A 22084-nucleotide genomic window follows, 5' to 3' on the forward strand; every position below is an offset into this window, starting at 1 on the left:
ATGAACCTATGGAAACAGTATAAAACCGGATGGGACGGCTTCCACTTTCAGCCGATAGCGGCGATTGACATTTGTTTTTTTGTTTTTTATGGTTTCGACGGTTTGAATGTCCGACGCAGCAGCAGCGAATTGGTCACAACACTGACCGAACTAAACGCCATAAAGGCACCCGCCGTTGCGGGGCTGAGAACAATCCCCAAGGTTGGCAGCAGGAATCCAGCGGCGATCGGAATTCCTAGCAGGTTATAAGCAAACGCCCAAAACAAATTTTGACGAATTTTATTGAAGGTGGCTTGACTGAGGTGAATTGCCTCAACAACATCATGGAGACGATCGCGCATCAACACAATCCCAGCAGTTTCAATGGCCACATCGGTAGCTGAATGCAGGGCAATGCCAACCGTTGCTTGGGCTAACGCTGGAGCATCATTAATGCCATCGCCGACCATTGCCACTTGTTGCCCTTGCTGTTGTAGTTCAGCAATCATTGCCCCTTTCTGGGAGGGACGGACGTTTGCTAGAACGTCTTGTGTTGGTAAGCCCAACGAACTGGCAATAGCGTTGGCGGCAGCAGCGTGATCTCCAGTCATCATCATCACCCGCAACCCCATTTTTCGCAGGTGGTCAATCGTCGATTGAGCATCGGGACGCACTGTGTCTTGAACCGCAATCAGCCCTACTAACTTTCCCGCGACAGCAACATAAACCACTGTTTTACCATCAGCGGCTAACTGCTGCGCCTGAGCATCGGCAGTATCAACATCAATGTGATGCTGAGTCAGCCATGCCGGAGTTCCTAACACAACTGCTTGTTCACCCACTAATGCAGAAACGCCCATTCCTGCTTCTGTATGAAACTGGTGAGCCAGCAGAACCGGAAGCTGCTGTTGTTTCGCCTGGGCTTGGATTGCCTTTGCCACTGGATGCTGCGTTCCGCTCTCTACACTGGCGGCGATTTGCAAAAGTTCAGCACCAGTGAGGGTATCGGTAAGAACAATGCAGTCTGTAACCGTCGGGTTGCCCACTGTCAGAGTTCCAGTTTTATCGAATATGATTGTCTGGAGTTGATGCACCTTCTCTAATACATCACCACCCCGAATTAGCAACCCTTGCTCAGCCCCAATTCCCGAACTGACTAAAATCGCGGTTGGGGTGGCTAATCCTAAGGCACAGGGGCAAGCAATAACCAACACTGCGATCGCCAGTTTGAGACTGAGTAGGAGGGGTGTTGGGGAAAGTATTGGTACAGAGGATGGCATGGGCATGGCATGAGCACTACCCACCGACCAAGGATGATGGGCAAGAAGTTGATCAGACCAAAGCGGAAACCCGACGAAATACCAAAACAGAAATGTCAGAATGGCGATCGCGATGACGCCGTAGGTAAAATACCCAGCCACGACATCTGCTAGTTTCTGGATCGGAGCTTTCCGAGTTTGGGCTGCTTCGACCAGTGCAATAATTTGTGCCAAGGTTGTATCTGTACCCGTGCGGGTTGCTCTTAGAACAATCGCACTTGATAAATTCAAGCTGCCAGCCGTCAGTGAGTCTCCAGGCTGCTTGAGCACTGGCATAGATTCCCCAGTCAACATTGACTCATCCACTGTTGTCTGCCCAACCACCAGTTCACCATCTACCGGCACTTTTTCCCCTGGTAAAACCTGAAGCCATTCGCCAACTTTGACTTGATCGGCTGGGATTTCGATCGAGCTAGAGTGGAGCATGGCATTCTCGTTGGCGGGCTGTTGACCGCTGTTTGTTTGATGAGTTCTAACAATCTTGGCGGTTGTGGGCTGGAGAGCAATCAACGATTGAAAGGCGGCAGCAGCTTTACTTCTGGCCTGCTGCTCTAAGGCTCGTCCCAGTAGAATAAACCCGACCAACATGACGGGTTCATCAAAAAAACATTCCCACCCTAACTGAGGAAATAGCAGCGCAATGACGCTGGTGGTATAGGCAATTAATGCTCCCAATCCTACCAAGGTGTTCATAGTAGGAGCGTTGTGGCGCAGTCCTCGCCAGCCGTCTGTCAGGATCGATCGCCCTGGCCCTAACAAGGCCGAGGTAGCTAGCCCCCAGTGCAGCCAAATGTTGCCCAATCCTGGAATGGTTAGCCATCCAAACTGATCGAGATGCCCAAGGGTAGAGAAGAACAATAAGGCTACGGCGATCGTGGCTTGACGAATCTGTTGCTGAGTTTCTTGCCGCTGTTGCTCTGCTGGATTGAGTGATGGCCCTGCTGAACGGCGACTATCCACTGAGCGGGGTCGAGTGGGAAAGCCAGATTCTGTAAGAGCCTCGGCGAGTGCGTCCGGACGCACCGTTCCTGCCTCACACGTCACCAAGGCTACCTCTGTCACCAAATTGACCGTTGCTGACACGACGCCAGGCTGCTGAGTCAGTTGCTTCTCAACTGTCTTGACACAACCTGCACATTTCATGCCTTCTACATCTAACGCAAAACTCTCTAGCTCAGCTTTTGACAATGACGGGGATACGTCAAACTCAGGTGATTCTATCGACTTCGGAGCAATCTGCATACAATCGCACTTCCTGGGAACAGCTAGCTGAATGGCAGCCATACGAAAGTTGTATCACTTTGCAACAGTTCAGCCTCTTCTTTAGAGAGTAGGCGAAGAATTGTCAAATTGCCCAGAAGGTAAAGATTTTTCTAATAGGTGATTTAGCGTATTACGCATATACGCCCTACACAAGGAATGTATAGTTTCAGGACCCAATTTCCATTCTTCCTGCCAGTTACTTCCGGTGATCACTCGTCGCTAGAGAGTTGTAGTCCGAAAACGCTTTCATACGCTGCAATGTAAGTGCAGTAGCTGAGGGGAATGGTAATTAGCAATCCCAATCCGAAGGGCAATAGTCCAACCAGATTAATCAAAAACAGCAATAATCCTAGCCCAAAGAATGAAAACCAGCGCTTCGTAATCACGCGGCGACTAGTCTCCATAGCTTGCCAAAAGTCCATTTTGCGCTCAAGGATCAGCGGAAAGACAAGCCCATAAGCAACCGCCAAATAGATCCCTGGAATAATCAGCAGCAGAAAGCCGAGAACAATTAAAATCGAAGTGACGAGTCTAGCTAGCAGCAGGGGAAGAAAGTAGTGAAAGCCCCGAAAGAAGTCGCTAAAGCTTGTCAATCGCTGTTTGGCAAGCTTAAGGGCAACTAAATAAAACCCAGCTTCTAACGCTGGAGAAACAATAAAGCTCGCAGCATTCAGCAGAGGCGCAATGCCAGTTGAAGGACGATTAGTAGACGGATCAACCGAGGCGGGGTCCAGAATAGCGGCAATGATGGCGAGGGCGATCGGAATAACGAACACAAAAATCGCAGTAAAGCCAATGAAACTCCCTAGCTTTTGCTGCAACAGATCCCAGCCGCGCCCTAGATAGCTGCTGATGTCTGTCGCATATCCTTCTCGAATGAGAGAATCAATGCTTTTAGGACTCTCGTTAGGACTCTCGCGGTAGGACATGCCTAAACTCCCACTGGTTGCCCGAACCAACGCGCTCGACCAAATTATACTTCGCCGCTCACGGAACTGGAAGAAAAGTTCACATCTCAACAAGACGTTGATTCGGTGATCGATTCTGTTACTGCCCCAGAAATAGGAACAGATGAAACAGATGAAGATGTTTGCATTTCATGGAGTGGTTGCCATCCAGCTTGCCAGAGCGATCGTTTTTTCAATTGTTGAGCATTAATCCAAAATCGAACCGACGGATCACAAGCGGCCACCAGTTCAGCAAATACCCACTGTCCTTGATTTTTACGATTCATTACCTGAAAATGCCGCCATCCCCAGGTTGGTTGCTGTGCTGTCCATTTGGACCCAACTAAATGCGGGAACTTTTGCTTCTTAGACATTTGTTAACGTTTAAGGAATATTTGAATCTGCCTTATTTGTCATCTTAATCAATGCCAAAAATATCAGAAATTCGTGGGTCAATCAGTCCCCGATTTAGGTAATGTTCGGTTATGCTGAGTTCATTAGAATGGCTGAACTTGCTTGACCTGCAATCTAGCTACGTTAAAAATCAATTGAACTTGCTGCCTGACTTGTTGTGAAGCCTATATTTTTGTCGAATCCGTGCAACTACTCTACTTTGAGCTTATCCTGTACTCATGTGCCGTTTATTCGGGACATAAAACTGGAAAAAGTGATAGCAATTTTTGTGAGAAAAGTTACAATCGGAGAGGTCTCAACAAAATTCAGAGGCAGTGAAGTTCCGCACTGGTGCTTTTCCCAGTCTTTCTGGCGAGAAGCGATCGTGCCTCTTAAGGTTGATTGCAGGGAACTGAGGTTTTTGACGGATTGGCGTCCATTGGCAATTCAGTGATTGAATCAAGTTATTGGAACGCTATTGAGGTCGTGATATTCCCTAAATTAATACTGTTAACCTGATCGTTTGACACAAGGAGCATGAGGAGCGCGGCATGACCCAGGCTAACGACGTACTCGAAACCATTGACCCGTCTGAGAGTGATTTTGAGGGACTCTTAATAGATGAAGGAGATGATCGAGACGATATTTTTGATGCACAGCCTGACGAAGAGGACGGTAAAGAGGGAAAAGGTTCTTCTCGCCGTCGAACCCAAGCAAAGAAAAAGCATTACACCGAAGATTCGATTCGACTCTATCTCCAAGAAATTGGTAGAATCCGACTGTTGCGTGCCGACGAAGAAATTGAACTAGCTCGCAAAATTGCGGATTTGTTGGAGTTGGAACGGGTTCGAGATCGGTTGTGCGAACGCTTGGAGCGTAGCCCACAGGACCTTGAAAAGGAACTAGAGCTTTGGGCGAATGAGGTGAATCAACCTCTCCCTAAGTTCCGCAGGCGCCTGCATGAGGGACGACGGGCTAAGGAAAAGATGGTGCAATCTAACCTGCGGTTGGTTGTCTCAATCGCTAAAAAGTACATGAATCGAGGATTGTCCTTTCAAGATCTCATCCAAGAGGGCAGCTTGGGGTTGATTCGAGCCGCTGAAAAGTTTGACCACGAGAAAGGCTACAAGTTTTCAACCTATGCTACGTGGTGGATTCGTCAAGCTATTACTCGGGCCATTGCCGATCAATCTCGGACAATTCGGCTTCCGGTTCACCTTTATGAAACTATCTCTCGAATTAAGAAAACAACCAAATTGCTGTCTCAGGAAATGGGGCGTAAGCCGACTGAAGAAGAGATTGCAACTCGCATGGAGATGACAATCGAGAAGCTGCGGTTTATTGCTAAGTCCGCTCAATTACCGATCTCACTGGAAACGCCGATCGGGAAAGAGGAAGACTCTCGCTTGGGAGATTTTATAGAATCTGACGGTGAAACTCCAGAAGATCAAGTTTCAAAAAATCTACTACGGGAAGATTTAGAGAGTGTCCTGGGAACACTCAGTCCTCGCGAGCGGGATGTGCTGCGGTTACGCTATGGACTGGATGATGGCCGAATGAAGACTCTAGAGGAGATTGGACAGATCTTCAACGTCACCCGCGAGCGCATTCGCCAAATAGAGGCCAAGGCTTTACGCAAATTGCGTCATCCGAATCGTAACAGTGTTTTGAAGGAGTATATCCGTTAATTAGATCAACAATTTTATAAAGTTTATGGGGCAGGAATTTCCTGCCCTATTTTTGTTTGCCTCACTAATCTCTGATTAGGTCAAAGTTAAGTTTCCCATCGACCCACTATATGAATTGATTCACTGCTTCTCCATTCAACGGTTTTGGCAGTCGCACTGCCACACTTCTGCTTTCGTTTCTACTTTGCTTCCATCCAGTTTTCCCCAGCGCGTACTTCAACCTTGAGCGGCACACTCAAGTCCACTGCCGATTCCATCGTGTCTTTAATGTGAGGTTGCAACTGCTGCCAATCTTCCGGATGGACTTCAAAGACGAGTTCATCGTGTACTTGCAGCAATAGGTGAGCGCGATAGGATTTCAGCAGTTCGTGCAGTTTTACCATGGCAATTTTAATGATATCGGCGCTGGAGCCTTGAATGGGAGCGTTGGCAGCAGCGCGCAGTAGCTGCGCATCGTACTGATCGCGGAATTTAATTTTGCTTAGATCAATATCGTTGGGGTTCTTGCCCCGCAATGACTTCAGGTTGTTGCTGGCAAAGTTGAAATAGCGCCGCCGACCTTTGATTGTTGTGACATAACCATTGCCGATCGCTTCTCGTTGCATTTGTTGCAAATAGGCAAAGACATTGGAATATTCTTGGTTAAAGCGTTCAATAAAGACTTTGGCTTCAGAGGTAGACGAACCCGATTCACGGGCAAATCGCTGGGCACCCATGCCATAGATGACACCGAAGTTAATCACTTTTGCCAGACGCCGTTCCTCGGGTGTGATTTCGTCTTTTTGGAACAACAAGCGAGCCGTTAGTGCGTGAATATCCTGATTGTTTTTGTAGGTTTCTAGTAGCACGGGTTCTTGGCTCAGGTGGGCTAGAATCCGCAGTTCAATTTGTGAATAGTCTGCCGCCACGATGAGCCAATTTGGTTCGGGAATAAATGCAGCCCGAATCTGCCGACTAAATGCTGTGCGAATCGGAATATTTTGCAAATTGGGATTGGAGGAAGACAGTCGCCCGGTGGTCGTAATTGCCTGGTTAAAGTCTGTATGAACTCGTTGCGTGTCCGATCGAATCAAGTTGGGCAACGCATCTACGTAGGTAGACTTGAGTTTAGACAACGTGCGATGTTCAATCACACTACTCACGACTGTGTATTGCCGCTGTTTTTCTGTCAAAGCGTCTGATTGATTGCTCTGTTTTAGCGTTTCAATTTCTGCCTCAAGGCGATTTTGCAGTTTTTCTAATGTGGCTGCGTCGGTAGAATATCCAGTTTTGGTTTTGCGCGACAACTTGCGATCGAGTCCTAGTTTTTCAAACAGCAATTCTGCAAGTTGCTTGGGAGAACCAAGGCTAAATTTATCGCCGGCTGCTTCGTAGGCCTGTTGTTCGATTGTGTGGAGGTCTTGCTCTAGGCGCTTGGAAAACTGTTGAAGATAGGTGCGATCGACGCGAATGCCTGTGTATTCCATTTCGGCCAGAACAGGCTCTAGCGGTTGCTCAATGTCTAAGAGCAGTTCGTAGAGATGCGGAATTGCCTGTAGCTCCGATCGCAACTTGGGGACGAGTTGGAAGGCGACATAGGCATCCATGCCACAGTAGTTGGCCACAGACTGCACATCTAGATCGGCGATTGTTTTGCCTTTGGGGACTAAATTCTCATAGCTTTGAGACAGCAGATTCAGATACTTTAGGCCCAAATCTCCCAAATTATGGCTATTTTCTGGATTTAATACATAGCTAGCCAGCATCGTATCAAACACTACGCCACGCAGGGTAATCCCTTGACAACGAAGCACGAGGCGATCGAATTTGGCATTTTGTAGCACTTTGGGATAGTCGGCGCTTTCCAAAATTGGACGTAGGGCATCGAGCACCAACCCTTTGTCGAGGTTGGTGCCTTCGCGATGGTTGATTGGAATATAAGCCATGTCCGATCGCCCCGTTCCCCAACAGCAACCAATTCCTACCAATTCTGCGTCTCGGGGTTCTAGTGCGGTCGTTTCGGTATCCCAAGCAACCGGATTAGAAGTATCTTTGTGCGTGACAAGGGTGTTGACCAGAGCGGTTAGCTTTTCAGGAGAGTCAACAATCTGCGGCAAAATGGTAGCGGTGGTGGCTCGTTGGCTAGCTTCGGTTTCTTCAGCCGTAAAGAAGTCTAGGTCGTCGTCAACATCAAACTCAACTGCTTGGTTGGAATCAGTCCGAGTCGAATCGTCTGAGGAAGACTCTTCCTCCATGAGTTTTCCACCCAAAAGTTGCTGAATGTGGTTAATGCGGCTAGCAAATTGCCGAAATTCTAGTTTCTCTAACAGTGGGGCTAGGGCTTCTACATCAAAGCCCTTTAGTTTGAAGTCGTCTAAGCTCAAAATCACTGGCACATCCAAATGAATTTGGGCCATGTACTGCGAATGTAGGGCGGATTCTTTGCCCTCCTCCAATCTTTTTCTGACCGCACCTTTAATTTGATCCAATGAAGCATACACATGCTCCAACGACCCGTAGGTATTGAGGAGTTGCACGGCCGTTTTATCGCCAATGCCCTTGACACCGGGAATATTATCAGACGGATCGCCACATAGTGCTTTATAGTCAACCACCTGCGAGGGCAGGATGCCCATCTTTTGTTTGACTTGCTCTAACCCAAATTCCTTAGGAGGGGGAGTGCCTTTACCGAAGGTTGTACTGAGGTAGAGTACGGTAATGTGCTGCTGCGGATCAACTAGCTGGAATAAGTCTCGATCGCCCGACAGAATTTTGACTCGAAAGCCTTCAGCACTGGCCCGACGCGCAATTGTGCCAATCACATCATCCGCTTCATAGCCTGGAGCGGTGACAATGGGAAGCTGGAGCGCTGCCAGCAATTCCTGAAGGTTCTTCAAATCGGGAATAAAATCCTCGGGGGTTTCCGGTCTGCCGGCTTTGTAGGTTTCGTCGGCTTCGTGGCGATAAGTAGGACCACCTAAATCGAAGGCAATCATGACATGTTCAGGGCGTTCTGCTTCCAACGTATCCAAAAGGGCTTTGAGAAAGCCGTAGGAAACACTAGTAGGAATGCCAGTCTTGGTTCGCAGTCCCCCTTCTCGACCTTTGGCATACGCGAAATAGGCCCGAAAGGCAAGGGAATGCCCATCGATCAACAAAATTTTTGGAGAGGTTGGGGTCGGGGACATAGGCAAGGAGAATGAGTCGGTTGCCATCACTGACAGTATGTCTAACTGGCAGCATTGGCTCGTCAATTGACGATAGCCGTTGACAGGCAGTATTGACTATTGACTATAGAGACACAAAATTTCCGTCTCTGCAACTCAGTGTCCTTGACCTGATGATTCCCTTGATCACGAGATGACCTACATGAGATGACCTAGATGCGTCCTACGACTGCTTGGGTTTAGGTTCAAGCAGCTTGGCTGGAATGCCAACCGCCGTATAGCCGGCCGGGATATCTTTGACGACGACTGCATTGGCCCCGATCGCAGCATCATCACCAATGGTCACATCCCCTAAAATTTTAGCTCCGGCCCCAACATTGACTCGGTTTCCCAACTTGGGGGCGTCTAAGGGGCGATCGAGATAACGATTTCCCAACGTCACCCCTTGCCGAATGATGCAATCATCGCCAATGATGCAATGCCCATGAATAATAATCGCTCCCTGATGTTCAATCACTACGCGCCGCCCCAGTTGCACCGTATAGGGCAGATCGATGCCGTAGGTATTGCGAACCTTGCGATACAACATGCGATAAAACACGCTGAACGGAGCGCGTAGAAGCTTGGGTTCAAGGGTCATCCGCCATACGCCAAATCGTTGAATCGCAACGGCCCGAAATCCTGGCTTTGTCCAATCGCGACCGTGGGCTTCCCAGTCTTCCTTAATTTGTTGCCATAGACCCAGCGAACCTGGCTGCGTTGCGGTAGAACTATTAGAATTCGCAGAGGATTCCGAGTTGCTAGTGTCAGGTGCGATGGCAACCTGTCCATTGTCACGAGTGTTGAGAGGACTCAAATTTCTACCCCCTTTACAAGTACGCTATTGCGCAGGAAATCGATCAAGAAATTGGGTGGATCTTCATCGGGCTTGCGTTGAATGGCTCGCCGCAATCGCCACAGGCTAAAGCTAAATGTCCAAACAATTTCGGTCAGTAGTGCATACCACCAGCCATAGTTTTTAACAAAAAACCGTCGCCGCGAATCAAACCAATAGGTGGGACGACGTTTAGGTTTAATTTTAGTATCGGTTACACCGGAACTTTGCCCGACATAATGAATGACTCGGCTCTCGGGAACATACCAGCACGGCCATCCCGCCCGGTTGGCAGCCAGACAAAAATCAACTTCCTCGTAATAGAGAAAGTATTTTTCATCCATTAAACCCACATCATCAAACACTTGGCGGCGAATAATCATACTGGCCCCCGCCACCCAATCGGTTTGACAAGGCACGTCAGACACCGGAGGGGCTACAATCCAACGGGATAACAGCTTAGTCACAATGCCAAGCCGCAAGCCACCGTCCAACTCAGCTAAAAGATTGGGAAACCGAAACGCCGATCGCTGTGGGGTGCCATCTGGGTCTTCAAGCCGGCTACCGGCAATGCCCACCTCTGGATGCGCATCCATGAATGCGACTAGGGTTTTAACGGCACCTGGATAGACCACCGTATCGGGATTGAGCAGCAGAATATAGTCCGGAGGAGGATCAGTCGCCAAAGCCGGCCGAATCGCAGCATTGTTACCAGCGGCATAGCCGCCATTGTGATCAAGGGGCATAAAAGATACCCAATCACCCCAGTTTTCAGTCGCAATTGCCCGTTGAATTCGTTCGACTGAGCCATCATTAGAGGCATTATCCACTACTACTACCTGGGTATTGGGTAAAGCTGCCACTTCATCCACAAGCGATCGCAAACAATCAACGGTAAGATCAGGCGTTCGGTAGTTGAGAATTATGATTGTCAGACGAGGTGCACCTAACTTAATAACGTCAGTCATAGGGATGTCGTTGAGAAATTGTGATTTTCCTGGAGACAAGAACATTGTTCAATTTAGACAGGTTGCCCTCTTTAACCACACTAGTCACGATCCCTGAGAAAGATTGTGAAAGCTTGGGCAGTACTCTAATAAGTTATACAAAGATTTGAAAAAGAAATTGCTTTGAGTTGATTAAAAGCAGTGAGAGAGCGGCAATTTCTATCCCTTATGGCAAATTCTTGTGATAGCGTGGAACGATAATTCCACAGTTACTGTACAGGTAATATTTGGGATCTACCAATGAGTGCTATCACAGGGTGTCCGGATTGTTCTGGTTCAGAAAAGAACTAGAACATAGTTAGGGAACGATGTATCGGTTTATTTATACAATCTCCCATCTACCCTTCTCTACCCATGAACTTTGTTCAGTCAAGATCGTCAATCGAATCGAGCTTTGAAGTTAGTTAGCCCAGAGTGCTTCATTAGAGATGATAAGAACTATAGTGAAAGTTCGACCTGCTCGGTTGTATAGAGTGCAACAGAGCGTTGCTTCCTCTAAACGGGGTGGGATTGCTCAATTACCTATTCGATCGGTTTCGTCAACAGCGGGGTTGGTGCTTTCAACCTTGGCAACCATGGCTTATGCGCCTGCAAGTTTGGCGCAAGTTCCCGCGTCTGATCCATTGATTCCAATTAGTCCAACTGAAACGCCGATCGATATTCCCGTAGAATCGACACCTCGACCTAATACCCTCACAGAGCCACCAGGAGAAGGAGCGATTCAGGTGCCTGAGATTGTGCCGATTCCACCACGTTCGGTTCCCATAGAACCCCTGGCACCACTACCAGGTTCAGTGTTTGACTCTCCAGTGCGGGAAGAAGACACATATTTGTTGGGTCCGGGCGATCGCATTGTGGTAGATATTTTTGATGTGCCCGAATTCAGTGGTGAAAACGGCACATATACGGTTCTTGTCGATGGTACAGTAACGTTTCCGTGGATCGGGCGCATTCGGATGCAAGGGCTGACACTGGAAGAGGCAGGAGCGCTACTAGAACGAGAGTATGGTGGCAGAGGTCTGATTCTGGAACCCCTAATCTCGGTGAATTTGGCTACGGCTCGATCGCTCAAAGTCAGTGTGGTTGGAGAAGTAAAACGCCCAGGACCTTACGCCATTAGCCCAACTGGAGGAACAGCCGAACCCCTGCTGACGGCTACGGCCGGTGGTGTTGCCGTGGATCAATGGCCCAGTGTGGTAGATGCCATTCAAGCGGCTGGCGGTATTACCCAACTTGCCGACCTCAGAAATGTGCAAATTCGCCGACCGTCGCGCACAGGATCAGAGTCTCTTATTGATGTGAACCTCTGGGAATTATTGCGCAGTGGTAACTTAAATGAAGATATCACGCTACGGGATGGTGATACGTTGGTTATTCCAACCGCCGTTGCCTTAAGCTCGGATGAAGCAATTTTGCTGGGTTCTGCTAATTTTGCACCAGAGACGATCACCATTAATGTGGTTGGAGAGGTGATTTCACCGGGTCCCATCGAAGTTCCTCCTAACATTTCACTGAATCAAGCGATTCAAGCGGCCGGAGGATTCGATCGCCAACGTGCTCGCACCAATCGCGTGGATTTAATTCGACTGAACCCCAACGGCACGGCGGTGCGGCGTCGCATTCAACTCGATTTAGCCGCTGGGATTAATGAAGAAAATAATCCTGCGTTGCAACCGGGTGATACCGTCATTGTTGGGCGATCGGGCATTGTTTCGTTTGCCGATAGTGTGAGTCCTATCACAGGTACGATCGATAGCATTTTAGGGGTTTTCGATATCTTTACCGATTTATTTGACTAAGACTCACCCTGAGCCGACAAGGTAGGGATTGCGTCTTTGCATCTCTCGGCTAATTATCTAGACTTAGTGTTTTAACAAACAATCAGTGGTGTAGCTACAACGTCCAGTTTTGTGTCCAATTTTGTCAAAACCCTCCAACCAGCAAGCAGTTTATCGGTGGTTTAATCCAGCATACCAACGGCTCATTTGTTAGGGGTGAATAACTTAAGATACGTAGAGGTCAACATGGAGACAGAGCAAACATCCCAAGCTTTGACATCTAGTGTACGGAATCGGTCACTAATTCAACCGTCAGTTGTAGATTCTGATGAGGTTGACAATCAGTCTAATCGCGGATTAAATCTACGCTCCCTTGGCAGAACGGTTCAACGCCAGGCCCTTCTCATTGCTGGTGTTGCAACTCTGGTAGCCGTTGGTGCAAGCTACCTAGCAATGCAGGAAGCGCCCGTATATGAAGGGGATTTTCGCATCTTGGCAGAACCCGTTACCAATGTGGCGCGGGCCGTCGATCCATTCCTGGTCAGCCGTGGACGGGATGATTTGCCCGGACGAGATGCCTTTTCGCTGGACTACACGACGCAAATCCAGATTTTGCTGAGTCCAGGCATGTTAAATGACATTGTTCAAGAAGTCCAGACTCAATATCCCAACTTCAGCTTCGAGGATTTACAACGGGGGTTAGAGGTTCAACGATTAGCCGTAGAGGGGTCTACCGATCCGACTCGCATCATTCAAGTTACCTACGCTGGTGAAGATCCGGGTCTGGTTCAAAAGGTCTTGCGAGTCACCGCCGATCGCTATTTGCAGTACAGTCTAGAGGATCGGAAAACGCGCACGGGCGAAGGCATCAAATTCCTAGAAGATCAGCTACCAGCGCTGGAGCAACGAGTGAGCCAAATCCAGGATGAAATTCAACAACTGCAACAGCAGAATGACTTGATCGATCCCGATCTTCAGGGCGATCAACTTTCGACGCAGTTGAATGACATCACGACCTTGGCATTGGCTACCGATCGCGAGCTTCAAGAGCAACAGCAGTTGTATTCAAACTTACAGCAGCAAGTAAGGCTGAATCCAGAACAAGCGGTGGCAGCTTCTGCGTTAAGCGAAGATCCTAATTATCAGGCGTTGCAAACTCAGTTGGTGGAATTGCAAGGGCAAATTGCCGTTGAATCAGCCCGGTTTGGAAGCAACAGTCCGGTGCTGCGATCGCTGGAGGCCCGTCGAGCAAATATCGAAGCGCTGCTTGCGTCTCGGGCCGAAGCGGTTGTTGGTCCTGGCAACACAGGTAATCCGCAAGTCCAAGCGTTTCAAAACTCTGTTCGCCTTGACTTGATTGGGCAACTGATCACTGCCCGCAACCAAATTCAGGTTCTTGAGGTACGGAAGCGGGAAATTGAGCAGGCAAGACGACAGTATCAGCAGCAGTTCCAGCGATTTCCAGAAGTGGCTCGCCGTTACAGCGACCTGACACGAGAACTAGAGATTTCGGTAGAAACTCTTGATCGGCTGCGAACTCAGTTGGAAACGCTCCGAGTAGATGCGGCTCAAACTGAAGTTCCTTGGGAATTGATTTCTGAACCCTTGATTCCCCGCGATTCTCAAGGCGATCCAATTCCTGAACCCTCTAAAGCTTCACGAATTGTGATTGCAGGAGCCGCCCTGGGTCTGATTTTAGGGGCGTTGCTGGCGCTGCTGTTAGAACGCTATCGCAACGTGTTCTACACAGTGGATGACATTTACGAGTCAATTCCGTTACCGCTGGCTGGAGTGATTCCCTTCTCAAGAGGGGCAAAGCAGTCCTTTGATTTTCCATCTGCCTTTAGCGCCGAAGATATTGATGATAGTCGGTTAGGAACGGCTTCGTTCCGAGAGGCATTCACGGATCTCTATTCCAATATTCGGTTGGCCGAACCGCCCGTCCGATCGCTGATGATCTGCTCGGCCGAACCTGGTGATGGCAAAACCACGATCGCGCTTTACCTGGCTCAAACAGCAGCCGGGGCTGGGCAAAAGGTGCTGCTCGTTGACACGAACCTGCGGCTACCTCAAGTTCACCATCGATTAGATCTACCGAATACGCGCGGCTTGAGCGGTCTTCTGTCTGCTGATCACAAGCTAGAGGGCTTTATTCAACAATCGTCTCTGGCTGATACGCTCTATGTGTTAACTGCTGGCCCTTCCATTCCGGGTTCTGCCAGACTGCTAGGCTCCGATCGCATGAAACAATTGATGGAGAAATTTGAGAACGAGTACGATTTGGTCATTTACGACACCCCTCACCTCTATGGTCTGACCGACGCCAGCTTCCTGACCACCCAGGTTGACGAGATTTTGATGGTAGTTGCCACCAACAAAACCAATCGAACCGTTGTCGATCAGGTGCTCAACAAACTCACAACCGTTCGACCGACGGGTGTTAGCGTCGTTGCCAATTACCTCAAGGAAAATAATGCGAGTGGACCCTACACTCGCTATAATCCGCCGGGTGGACGACCACGCCGAGACGTGCAAATTGAAAGGGTGTGACTTGAACGCAACCACCGATTCAGACAGTTGAGGACAATCCGAGAATCTGAGACGAGGGCAACCCTTCAACTCGGTTTTCGGATTGCGCCTTTCGATTCGGGTTTTGCGTGATGCGTCAGTTCTTTCTACCTGCCTTAGGTGAGGGAATAAAAGAGACAAGAGAGACGGTATCCATCATAGGCTGACGGTTGGCTGAGCTAATGATGAAGGGCTAAGTTAAGGTGATAATAGTCACCTCAGGCGGACAAAACAGCCGCCCCGGATAGTACGTTCCCAGACCCCGGTTTACATACAGTTGATTACTTCCCACTCGATGAAAGCCTTGCGCCCACTCCCAATGGCGCATGACCTTGTGACAATCTTCCCGCATGTAGGGAACCCAACGGCGCAGACCCTTAGGAGTATACCGACGGATAGTTTGATACCAGGTTGGAAAGGGGCCCAATCCAGGAATGACGATTTGCCCTCCATGCGAGTGTCCTGAAAGCTGTAGATCTACACGCCAAGGCTGTAACCGAACAGCACTATCGGGATTGTGAGACAATACAATCCGAGGAATAGCCGGATCAAGATTATCCATTACAGGGGCAGGATTGAACTCTTTTGACCAATAATCAGCCAAGCCGACGATCGGTAACTCTGGGCCCAAAGGGTAAGCAATTTGATTCCACAATACGGAAATTCCACTTTCCATCAGGGCGGTTGTAATTTCTGTCTTTGCCCGGGGTGAGTAAATGTCATGGTTCCCCAAGACAGCAAACGTCCCAACTCGACTTTGTAACTTTTGTAACCACTGAGCTAGTCCGTGAATGGGAGAAGGATCGTCGGTGACATAATCCCCAGTCAGCATGACCAGGTCAGGCTGAGCTTGATTGCTGGCAGCGATCGCCTCAGCGAGTAGAGCCTCTGACAAACGCAACCCATCAAAATGTAAATCTGAAAGTTGTGCCAGTGTAGTTCCCTGAAGGGATGCGGGAAGCCCATCTATGTGAACGGTTAGCCTTTCAATGCTCAGCTTGCCTGACAACAGTCTGTGCATAGCTTTTTTTCCAAAAGGGCAACTTCAGCTTAGCAGAGCAACGAAGCAGTGGCAGTGTTAGCCATACAACACCTACGAGAAAATTGTTTCCTTTACCCTAGATCTTCACGGTTCCTTCTTATTGTTGACCCAGGCATCAAACCTAGCGACGAGCGTTTCCACAGCAACCTGATTAACCTCGAAGTTATCTAGCGTAGGACAGACAACCCAGTCTCTACCTCGGGGGCAAGCCTGTTTGTGCGCTAGTCAAGGATAAGGAGGATTGGCTCTAGATTAAACCCCGATCTGGGCGCTCTTTGCATCTGAAGAAGTTCGTAATTTTTATAAAAAAGTAGATGGATTCCTTCGTTTTGGCGACAAGATAAGGCATAGATAGGTTAAAAGATAGATGTTTAAACAGCGTTAAATCTATGAAAAGTTCATTGAAAATAGAGCAAAAATATGATAAGGGGAATTAATTTCTTTGTAACATTTCTTTAATAAATTGGGAAACTGTGCCAATTAAATTGGGGCAGTTTAAGTCAGGTGGCGAGACACGAAAATCCTTAGAATGTTGAGCTTAATAGAGTTAGATGACTGTAGTTCTACAAATTGGCGATCGCGCTATCACAGCCGAAGAACTGTTGCCCCTCATGGCGGGCTATCAGATGATGCCCCGCTTCATTCAAGAAATTTTGATCGATCAAGCGATTGCCTCGATCGAATGCACTCCAGACGAGGCGGCAGAGTCTACTCAGCAGTTCTATGCGCAAAACCAAATTGCTGAGGCGGGCGCTCGTCAAGCTTGGTTAGAGCGACATGGCATGACAGAAGCGCAACTTCAATCGTTGGCAACGCGAGAATTGCGCATCGAAAAATTTAAGCAAGAAACTTGGGGACCAAAGCTGGAATCTTACTTTTTGAGCCGAAAAGATCAATTAGACAAGGTGATTTATTCGCTGATTCGCACCCGTGATGTTGGCATTGCCCAAGAACTCTATTTCCGCATTTTGGAAGGAGAGCAGTCGTTTGCAGAATTGGCTCGATCGTACTCCCAAGGACCAGAAGCTCAAACCGACGGGCTGATTGGCCCCGTAGAATTAAGCGTGCCTCACCCAACGCTGGCACAGTTGCTGTCCCTCAGCCAACCCGGACAACTGTGTCCACCCACTCGGGTAGGTGAGTGGCTGGTGCTAGTTCGACTGGAAAAATTTATTCCAGCCCAATTGGATGAATCCATGCGTCGCCGCTTGTTAGATGAATGCTTCAACAACTGGTTAAAAGATCAGTTTGATAAGTTTGCTCCCTTTAAACTCACTGAATCCACTGCTGCCACTGCCCCATGACCTATACAAAAACCTCGGTTCAAGAATTTTTAGCGACAATCCCCCCGTTTGATCAACTCTCGCCGAGTGCTATTTCGTATCTAACGGAACGACTTCAGCTATTGCGCTATCGTATGGGGCAAGCTGTCCTGGTGCGAGACAAGCTTCCCGCCCAGATTTCAATTCTCTATGAAGGTCAAACCCGTCTGCTAGGTTATGACCCTCGCACTCAGAAACCAATCACGCTAGAACTTTTGCGGCCGGGTGTAGTGATTGGCTGGATTGGGCTGCTGCGCGGCGTTCCCTGCGAAACGGTGATTGCCTCGACTGAATCGATTTGTCTCACCATTGAAGCGGCAGATTTTTTGGCGTTGTTAGAACGGGAACCCCAGGTTGCTCTAGCATTGCGGCAACAGTGTCCGTTGATTGAGGTGTTTGATCTGTTGGGGGCAGAACTGCATCGACAGGCAATCGGCGATGCCGACTTAAAGGAACTGGCGGTTCGGGCCGCTTCGTCTGCGGTGGTCTGTAATTTACCGCCCGGTAGAACCCCACTCAACCAACTCGAAAAAGATCGCATTTGGCTAGTTAGTGGCGGCGAGATTACTCATTTTCCCGTTAACAGTCGGTTGAATGTCAGCGGTAAGTCGGCTGAAATGGGTGCGTATTTAGAAGTCACCAGCGATCGACCTGCCCGCGTCGTCGGATTTCCCCTGACGGTAACAGAACAGATGGCGGCGGCGGCGGAACCCGCCATGTCGTTGACGGAATCTCCAGCGCTGGAACCCGATGAACTCGACATTCCCTATGCGCCCGATCGCCCGCCGGAACTGGAACCGTCATTGCGAGCCAGTGGCAACCAAAAAAACCTGCAAAAATACCCATTTGTGCGGGGTAAAGGCCAACCAGAAGCAGCCATGGCCTGTTTTCAAATGCTGTGCCAACACCTGAATGTGCCGTTCCGCCGCGACATCATCAAGCGGGTGTTGCTGAACCAGATGCAGCGATCGGGCAAAATTTCCCTGGAACTGTGCGGTGCGGTATCGGAGATGATTGGTTTGAATGCGCAATTGGTCACGGTTCCAGCGAGTGCGATCGGGCGATTGGAAGCCCCGGCCTTGGTGGAATGGCAAGATAGCCTGGCGATTCTCTTCAGCATCAATGAGCGGGAACTGGTGATCGCGGTGCCGGAACTGGGCATTATTCGCCGCAAACCTGCTGACTTCATCGAAACCTGGGGAGAGCGAGGCGATGTGCTGCTGGTGCAGCCCACCCGACAAACTCCGCAAAAGCGGTTTGGGCTTCAGTGGTTTTTGCCATCACTCCAGCGCTATCGCAAAGTTTTGATTGAAGTGTTCGTGGCGTCATTCTTTGTGCAACTGTTCGCCCTGGCTAATCCACTGATGATACAGGTGATCATCGACAAGGTGATTGTACAGCAGAGCGTTAGTACGCTGCATGTGTTGGGCGTGTTTTTGCTGGTGATTGCCATCTTTGAAGCCATTCTCAGCAGTCTACGAACGTATCTGTTTGTCGATACCACCAACCGCATCGACATGGCGTTGGGTTCCGAGATTATCGATCACCTGTTCCGGTTGCCCTTGCGCTACTACGAACGTCGCCCGGTGGGTGAGTTAGCAACTCGGATTAACGAATTAGAGAACATTCGCCAATTCTTGACCGGCACCGCGCTAACGGTAGTCCTGGATGCTGTTTTCTCTGTAATCTATATCATCGTCATGCTGCTCTATAGCTGGGTGCTGACGCTGGTATCACTGCTGACCATTCCCTTATTTATTCTGCTGGCGGTAGTGGCTTCGCCATTAATTCGTCGCCAACTGCGAGTCAAAGCCGAGCGCAACGCTGAAACGCAATCTTACCTGGTTGAAGTGGTTTCAGGGATTCAGACTGTAAAAGCCCAAAACATGGAACTCCGGGCCCGCTGGCAGTGGCAACAACGCTATGCCCGCTATGTTAGCGCTGGTTTTAAGACGGTGTTGACCTCCACAACCGCTGGCTCGGCTAGTAATTTTCTAAACCAATTATCTGGCTTACTGGTGATTTGGGTCGGGGCTTACTTAGTTCTCGATAATCAGCTAACGTTGGGACAGTTGATCGCATTTCGGATTATTGCTGGGTATGTTACCAGTCCGTTGCTGCGGTTGGCCCAACTTTGGCAGAACTTCCAGGAAGTGGGACTGTCGATCGAACGCTTAAGTGATATTGTGGATGCCGCGCCGGAAGCCGATGAGATCGATCGTCAAAATATTCCCATGCCGGCCATTCAAGGAGCCGTTAAGTTTGACGATGTTTCCTTCCGGTTTGGCACCAGTGGACCCTGGCAATTATCGAATGTCAACCTAGAGTTTCCTGCTGGCTCGTTTGTCGGCATTGTGGGACAGAGTGGTTCTGGTAAGAGTACGTTGATGAAACTCCTGCCGCGTTTGTACGATCTAGAAATGGGTCGCATCTTAATTGACGGCTATGACATCAGCAAGGTAGAGCTTTACTCGTTGCGCCGACAGGTGGGGATTGTGCCGCAAGAACCCCTCTTGTTTGAGGGAACTGTGCAGGAAAACATTGCCATCACTTGCCCGGATGCCTCACCCGAAGAAATCATTCGCGCGGCTGAGATTGCTGTGGCCCACGAGTTCATCATGAAACTGCCCAACGGATATAACACACGAGTGGGTGAACGGGGTGCGTCACTGTCCGGTGGGCAACGGCAGCGAATTGCTATCGCTCGCACCGTGTTGCAGAATCCGAATTTGTTGATTTTAGACGAGGCTACCAGTGCCTTGGACTATGATTCTGAACGGCGCGTCTGCCTGAACTTGGCAGAAGCCTTCCGCGATCGCACGGTGTTCTTTATCACACACCGACTCAGCACCATTCGTAATGCGGATGTGATTCTGTTGATGGACAAAGGTTCGCCTGTTGAAATCGGGGTTCACGATGAATTAATGGCGCTGCGTGGGCGTTACTACTGCCTCTACCAGCAGCAGCAAGCCAGCGAAACCTAGATCTCCAAACCCAGATCTTTAACTTCCCAATTCCATTGACCCCAAACCAGTCTAAGGAGTCTTCTGTGATGAACCGACGAAATGGCGATCGTAATCACCCAGCCAAGCGAAGTGGCATCGATCCCCGACAATCTATTGTGTTAGCTTCGCGAGACGAATTAGAAGAAGTCCAAGAAGGAGAACTGATTGAAGGCAGTTCCAATGCGCTGGTTCGCACCGAAGCCTTTGATCAACCTGTGATTCTGCAACAGCCCAGCATTTGGTCGCGCGCGATTCTTTGGGGAATTGTCGGATTTGCCAGTGCTGGCATTATTTGGGCATCGGTGGCTCGGATTGAAGAAGCTGTTCCAGCCACCGGGCAGTTACAGCCACTCGCTCAAGTACAACCGATTCAGGCACCGGTCAACGGCGTAGTGCAAGAAATTTTGGTGCAAGAAGGACAGCGCGTTAAAAAAGGCGACTTGCTAATTCGATTTGACCCCACCACCGCTGAGGCAGAACGAGAATCGTTAGAGAAAATTCGCACGTCCTTGCAGCGTCAAAATCAGTTTTATCGATCGCAGTTGAGCGGTTCTAGCGCTCCAACGGCGGCTGAGGTGCAACAGTTAGATTTACCCCCTGAAATTGTTTCCCTTACCGCCAACCGAGCGGCGTTAATTTCCGAAATTCGCCTCTTTCAGGCTCAACTGAATGGAACAGCCAATGTCGCTGGACTGACAGCCGAACAAGCCGATCGCATTGAAACGGGTTTGAATGAATCGCGAACGCGGGAAGCGGCAGCCGAGCTAGAAGTATCTCAGTTGCAAGAGCAATTGAACCAGGTAATTACGCAGCTAGCTACAGCGAGACAAACCTTAGCCATTAACGAGCAAGTATTGGGAGACCTAAAACCATTGCTGGAAGAAGGTGGCATTCAGCGATTGCAGGTGACACGACAAGAACAGCAGGTATTAGAGTCTCGCTCGGAAGTAGAGCGATTGCAGCAAGAAGAGCAACGGTTGGTGTATGCCATTAACCAAGCTAGTCAAAAGTTAGACAATACGCGATCGACTACCCGCAATGATTTACTCAATAGAATTGCCGAGAACCAACAGCAAGTGGCGGCGATCGACAGTCAATTAAATCAAAGAATTTTAGATAACGAAACTCAGATTGCTGAAATTACCAGCAAACTCAGCCAAACCGAACAAACGTTGAGATATCAAGAGTTACGAGCACCCGTAGATGGCATTGTGTTTGATTTACAGGCTAAGGGGCCAGGATTTGTCGCCAACACCAGTGAACCCATCCTGAAGGTGGTACCAGCAGATGGACTGCTGGCAGAGGTATTTGTCACCAACAAAGATATTGGCTTCATCGAAGAAGGAATGCCAGTTGACATTCGGATTGATACATTTCCGTTCAGCGAGTTTGGCGATATTGAAGGCACGATCGTCAATATTGGTTCTGATGCGCTCCCGCCCGATCAGGTGCATCAGTTCTACCGATTTCCAGTCAAGATTGAAATGTCGGGCCAAACCATCCGGGCGAACGGTCGCGACATTCCCCTGCAAGCAGGCATGTCTGTGACAGCCAACATCATTACGCGCGATCGCACTATCATGAGCATCTTCACCGATCAGTTTACCCGCCAGGTGGACAGCCTCAAGACGGTACGATAAGTCAACTCAACTCACTTTAACCAAGAAACTATCGGGATAGTGCCCAACTGTTCCGATAGTTTTGTTTTTGCTCTAGGACGGTAATACTGATTTCTCAGGGTGTAAACACCGAT

The 22084-nt window shown here is 49.2% G+C and carries 13 protein-coding genes; 6 read left to right on the forward strand and 7 right to left on the reverse strand.

Going from position 1 to position 22084, the window contains the following annotated elements:
• Window positions 1-86 precede the first annotated feature (86 nt).
• The 3 genes from OXH18_RS15320 to OXH18_RS15330 all read right to left on the reverse strand — a co-directional run bounded on the left by OXH18_RS15320 (window position 87) and on the right by OXH18_RS15330 (window position 3882).
• Window positions 87-2540, reverse strand: a complete 2454-nt coding sequence (locus OXH18_RS15320; protein WP_268607970.1) for a heavy metal translocating P-type ATPase — start codon at window positions 2538-2540, stop codon at window positions 87-89.
• A gap of 230 nt (window positions 2541-2770) precedes the next feature.
• Entirely contained in the window at window positions 2771-3490 is a 720-nt protein-coding gene (locus tag OXH18_RS15325) for a hypothetical protein (protein ID WP_268607971.1), read from the reverse strand.
• An 86-nt stretch (window positions 3491-3576) separates the two neighbouring features.
• On the reverse strand, window positions 3577-3882 hold the full coding sequence (locus OXH18_RS15330; protein ID WP_268607972.1) for a TIGR02450 family Trp-rich protein: 306 nt from the start codon (window positions 3880-3882) through the stop codon (window positions 3577-3579).
• A gap of 570 nt (window positions 3883-4452) precedes the next feature.
• Between OXH18_RS15330 and rpoD the strand changes: the two genes are divergently transcribed.
• The gene (gene rpoD / locus OXH18_RS15335; RefSeq protein ID WP_268607973.1) at window positions 4453-5589 is read left to right on the forward strand and encodes an RNA polymerase sigma factor RpoD; all 1137 of its coding nucleotides are present in this window, start codon (window positions 4453-4455) and stop codon (window positions 5587-5589) included.
• 179 nt (window positions 5590-5768) lie between these two features.
• Here the strand turns inward: rpoD and polA are convergent, their stop codons facing one another.
• The 3 genes from polA to OXH18_RS15350 form a co-directional block, all read right to left on the reverse strand.
• Window positions 5769-8756, reverse strand: coding sequence for a DNA polymerase I (polA, locus tag OXH18_RS15340; RefSeq protein ID WP_268607975.1), 2988 nt, complete (start codon window positions 8754-8756; stop codon window positions 5769-5771).
• Window positions 8757-8958: 202 nt separating this feature from the next.
• Window positions 8959-9480: a serine O-acetyltransferase gene (locus OXH18_RS15345; protein ID WP_315874735.1), complete on the reverse strand. Its 522-nt coding sequence runs from the start codon at window positions 9478-9480 to the stop codon at window positions 8959-8961.
• 107 nt (window positions 9481-9587) lie between these two features.
• The gene (locus OXH18_RS15350) at window positions 9588-10577 is read right to left on the reverse strand and encodes a glycosyltransferase family 2 protein (RefSeq protein ID WP_268607977.1); all 990 of its coding nucleotides are present in this window, start codon (window positions 10575-10577) and stop codon (window positions 9588-9590) included.
• A 482-nt stretch (window positions 10578-11059) separates the two neighbouring features.
• On the opposite strand from OXH18_RS15350, the gene OXH18_RS15355 reads away from it, so the two are divergent.
• Window positions 11060-12415: a polysaccharide biosynthesis/export family protein gene (locus OXH18_RS15355; RefSeq protein WP_268607978.1), complete on the forward strand. Its 1356-nt coding sequence runs from the start codon at window positions 11060-11062 to the stop codon at window positions 12413-12415.
• 225 nt (window positions 12416-12640) lie between these two features.
• Window positions 12641-14944: a GumC family protein gene (locus OXH18_RS15360; protein WP_268607979.1), complete on the forward strand. Its 2304-nt coding sequence runs from the start codon at window positions 12641-12643 to the stop codon at window positions 14942-14944.
• Window positions 14945-15155: 211 nt separating this feature from the next.
• On the opposite strand, the gene OXH18_RS15365 is transcribed toward OXH18_RS15360, so the two are convergent.
• Window positions 15156-15983, reverse strand: a complete 828-nt coding sequence (locus OXH18_RS15365; protein ID WP_268607980.1) for a metallophosphoesterase — start codon at window positions 15981-15983, stop codon at window positions 15156-15158.
• A gap of 572 nt (window positions 15984-16555) precedes the next feature.
• Between OXH18_RS15365 and OXH18_RS15370 the strand changes: the two genes are divergently transcribed.
• The 3 genes from OXH18_RS15370 (at window position 16556) to OXH18_RS15380 (ending at window position 21971) form a co-directional block, all read left to right on the forward strand.
• On the forward strand, window positions 16556-17308 hold the full coding sequence (locus OXH18_RS15370; protein ID WP_268607981.1) for a peptidylprolyl isomerase: 753 nt from the start codon (window positions 16556-16558) through the stop codon (window positions 17306-17308).
• Window positions 17305-20310, forward strand: coding sequence for a peptidase domain-containing ABC transporter (locus tag OXH18_RS15375; RefSeq protein WP_268607982.1), 3006 nt, complete (start codon window positions 17305-17307; stop codon window positions 20308-20310). The genes OXH18_RS15370 and OXH18_RS15375 overlap by 4 nt, the downstream gene beginning before the upstream one ends.
• A gap of 68 nt (window positions 20311-20378) precedes the next feature.
• Window positions 20379-21971 carry an HlyD family efflux transporter periplasmic adaptor subunit gene (locus tag OXH18_RS15380; RefSeq protein WP_268607983.1) on the forward strand — a complete coding sequence of 531 codons (1593 nt, stop codon included), beginning with the start codon at window positions 20379-20381 and terminating at the stop codon, window positions 21969-21971.
• Window positions 21972-22084 lie beyond the last annotated feature (113 nt).

This window comes from Thermocoleostomius sinensis A174, from assembly GCF_026802175.1.
GTDB classification, from domain to species: domain Bacteria; phylum Cyanobacteriota; class Cyanobacteriia; order Elainellales; family Elainellaceae; genus Thermocoleostomius; species Thermocoleostomius sinensis.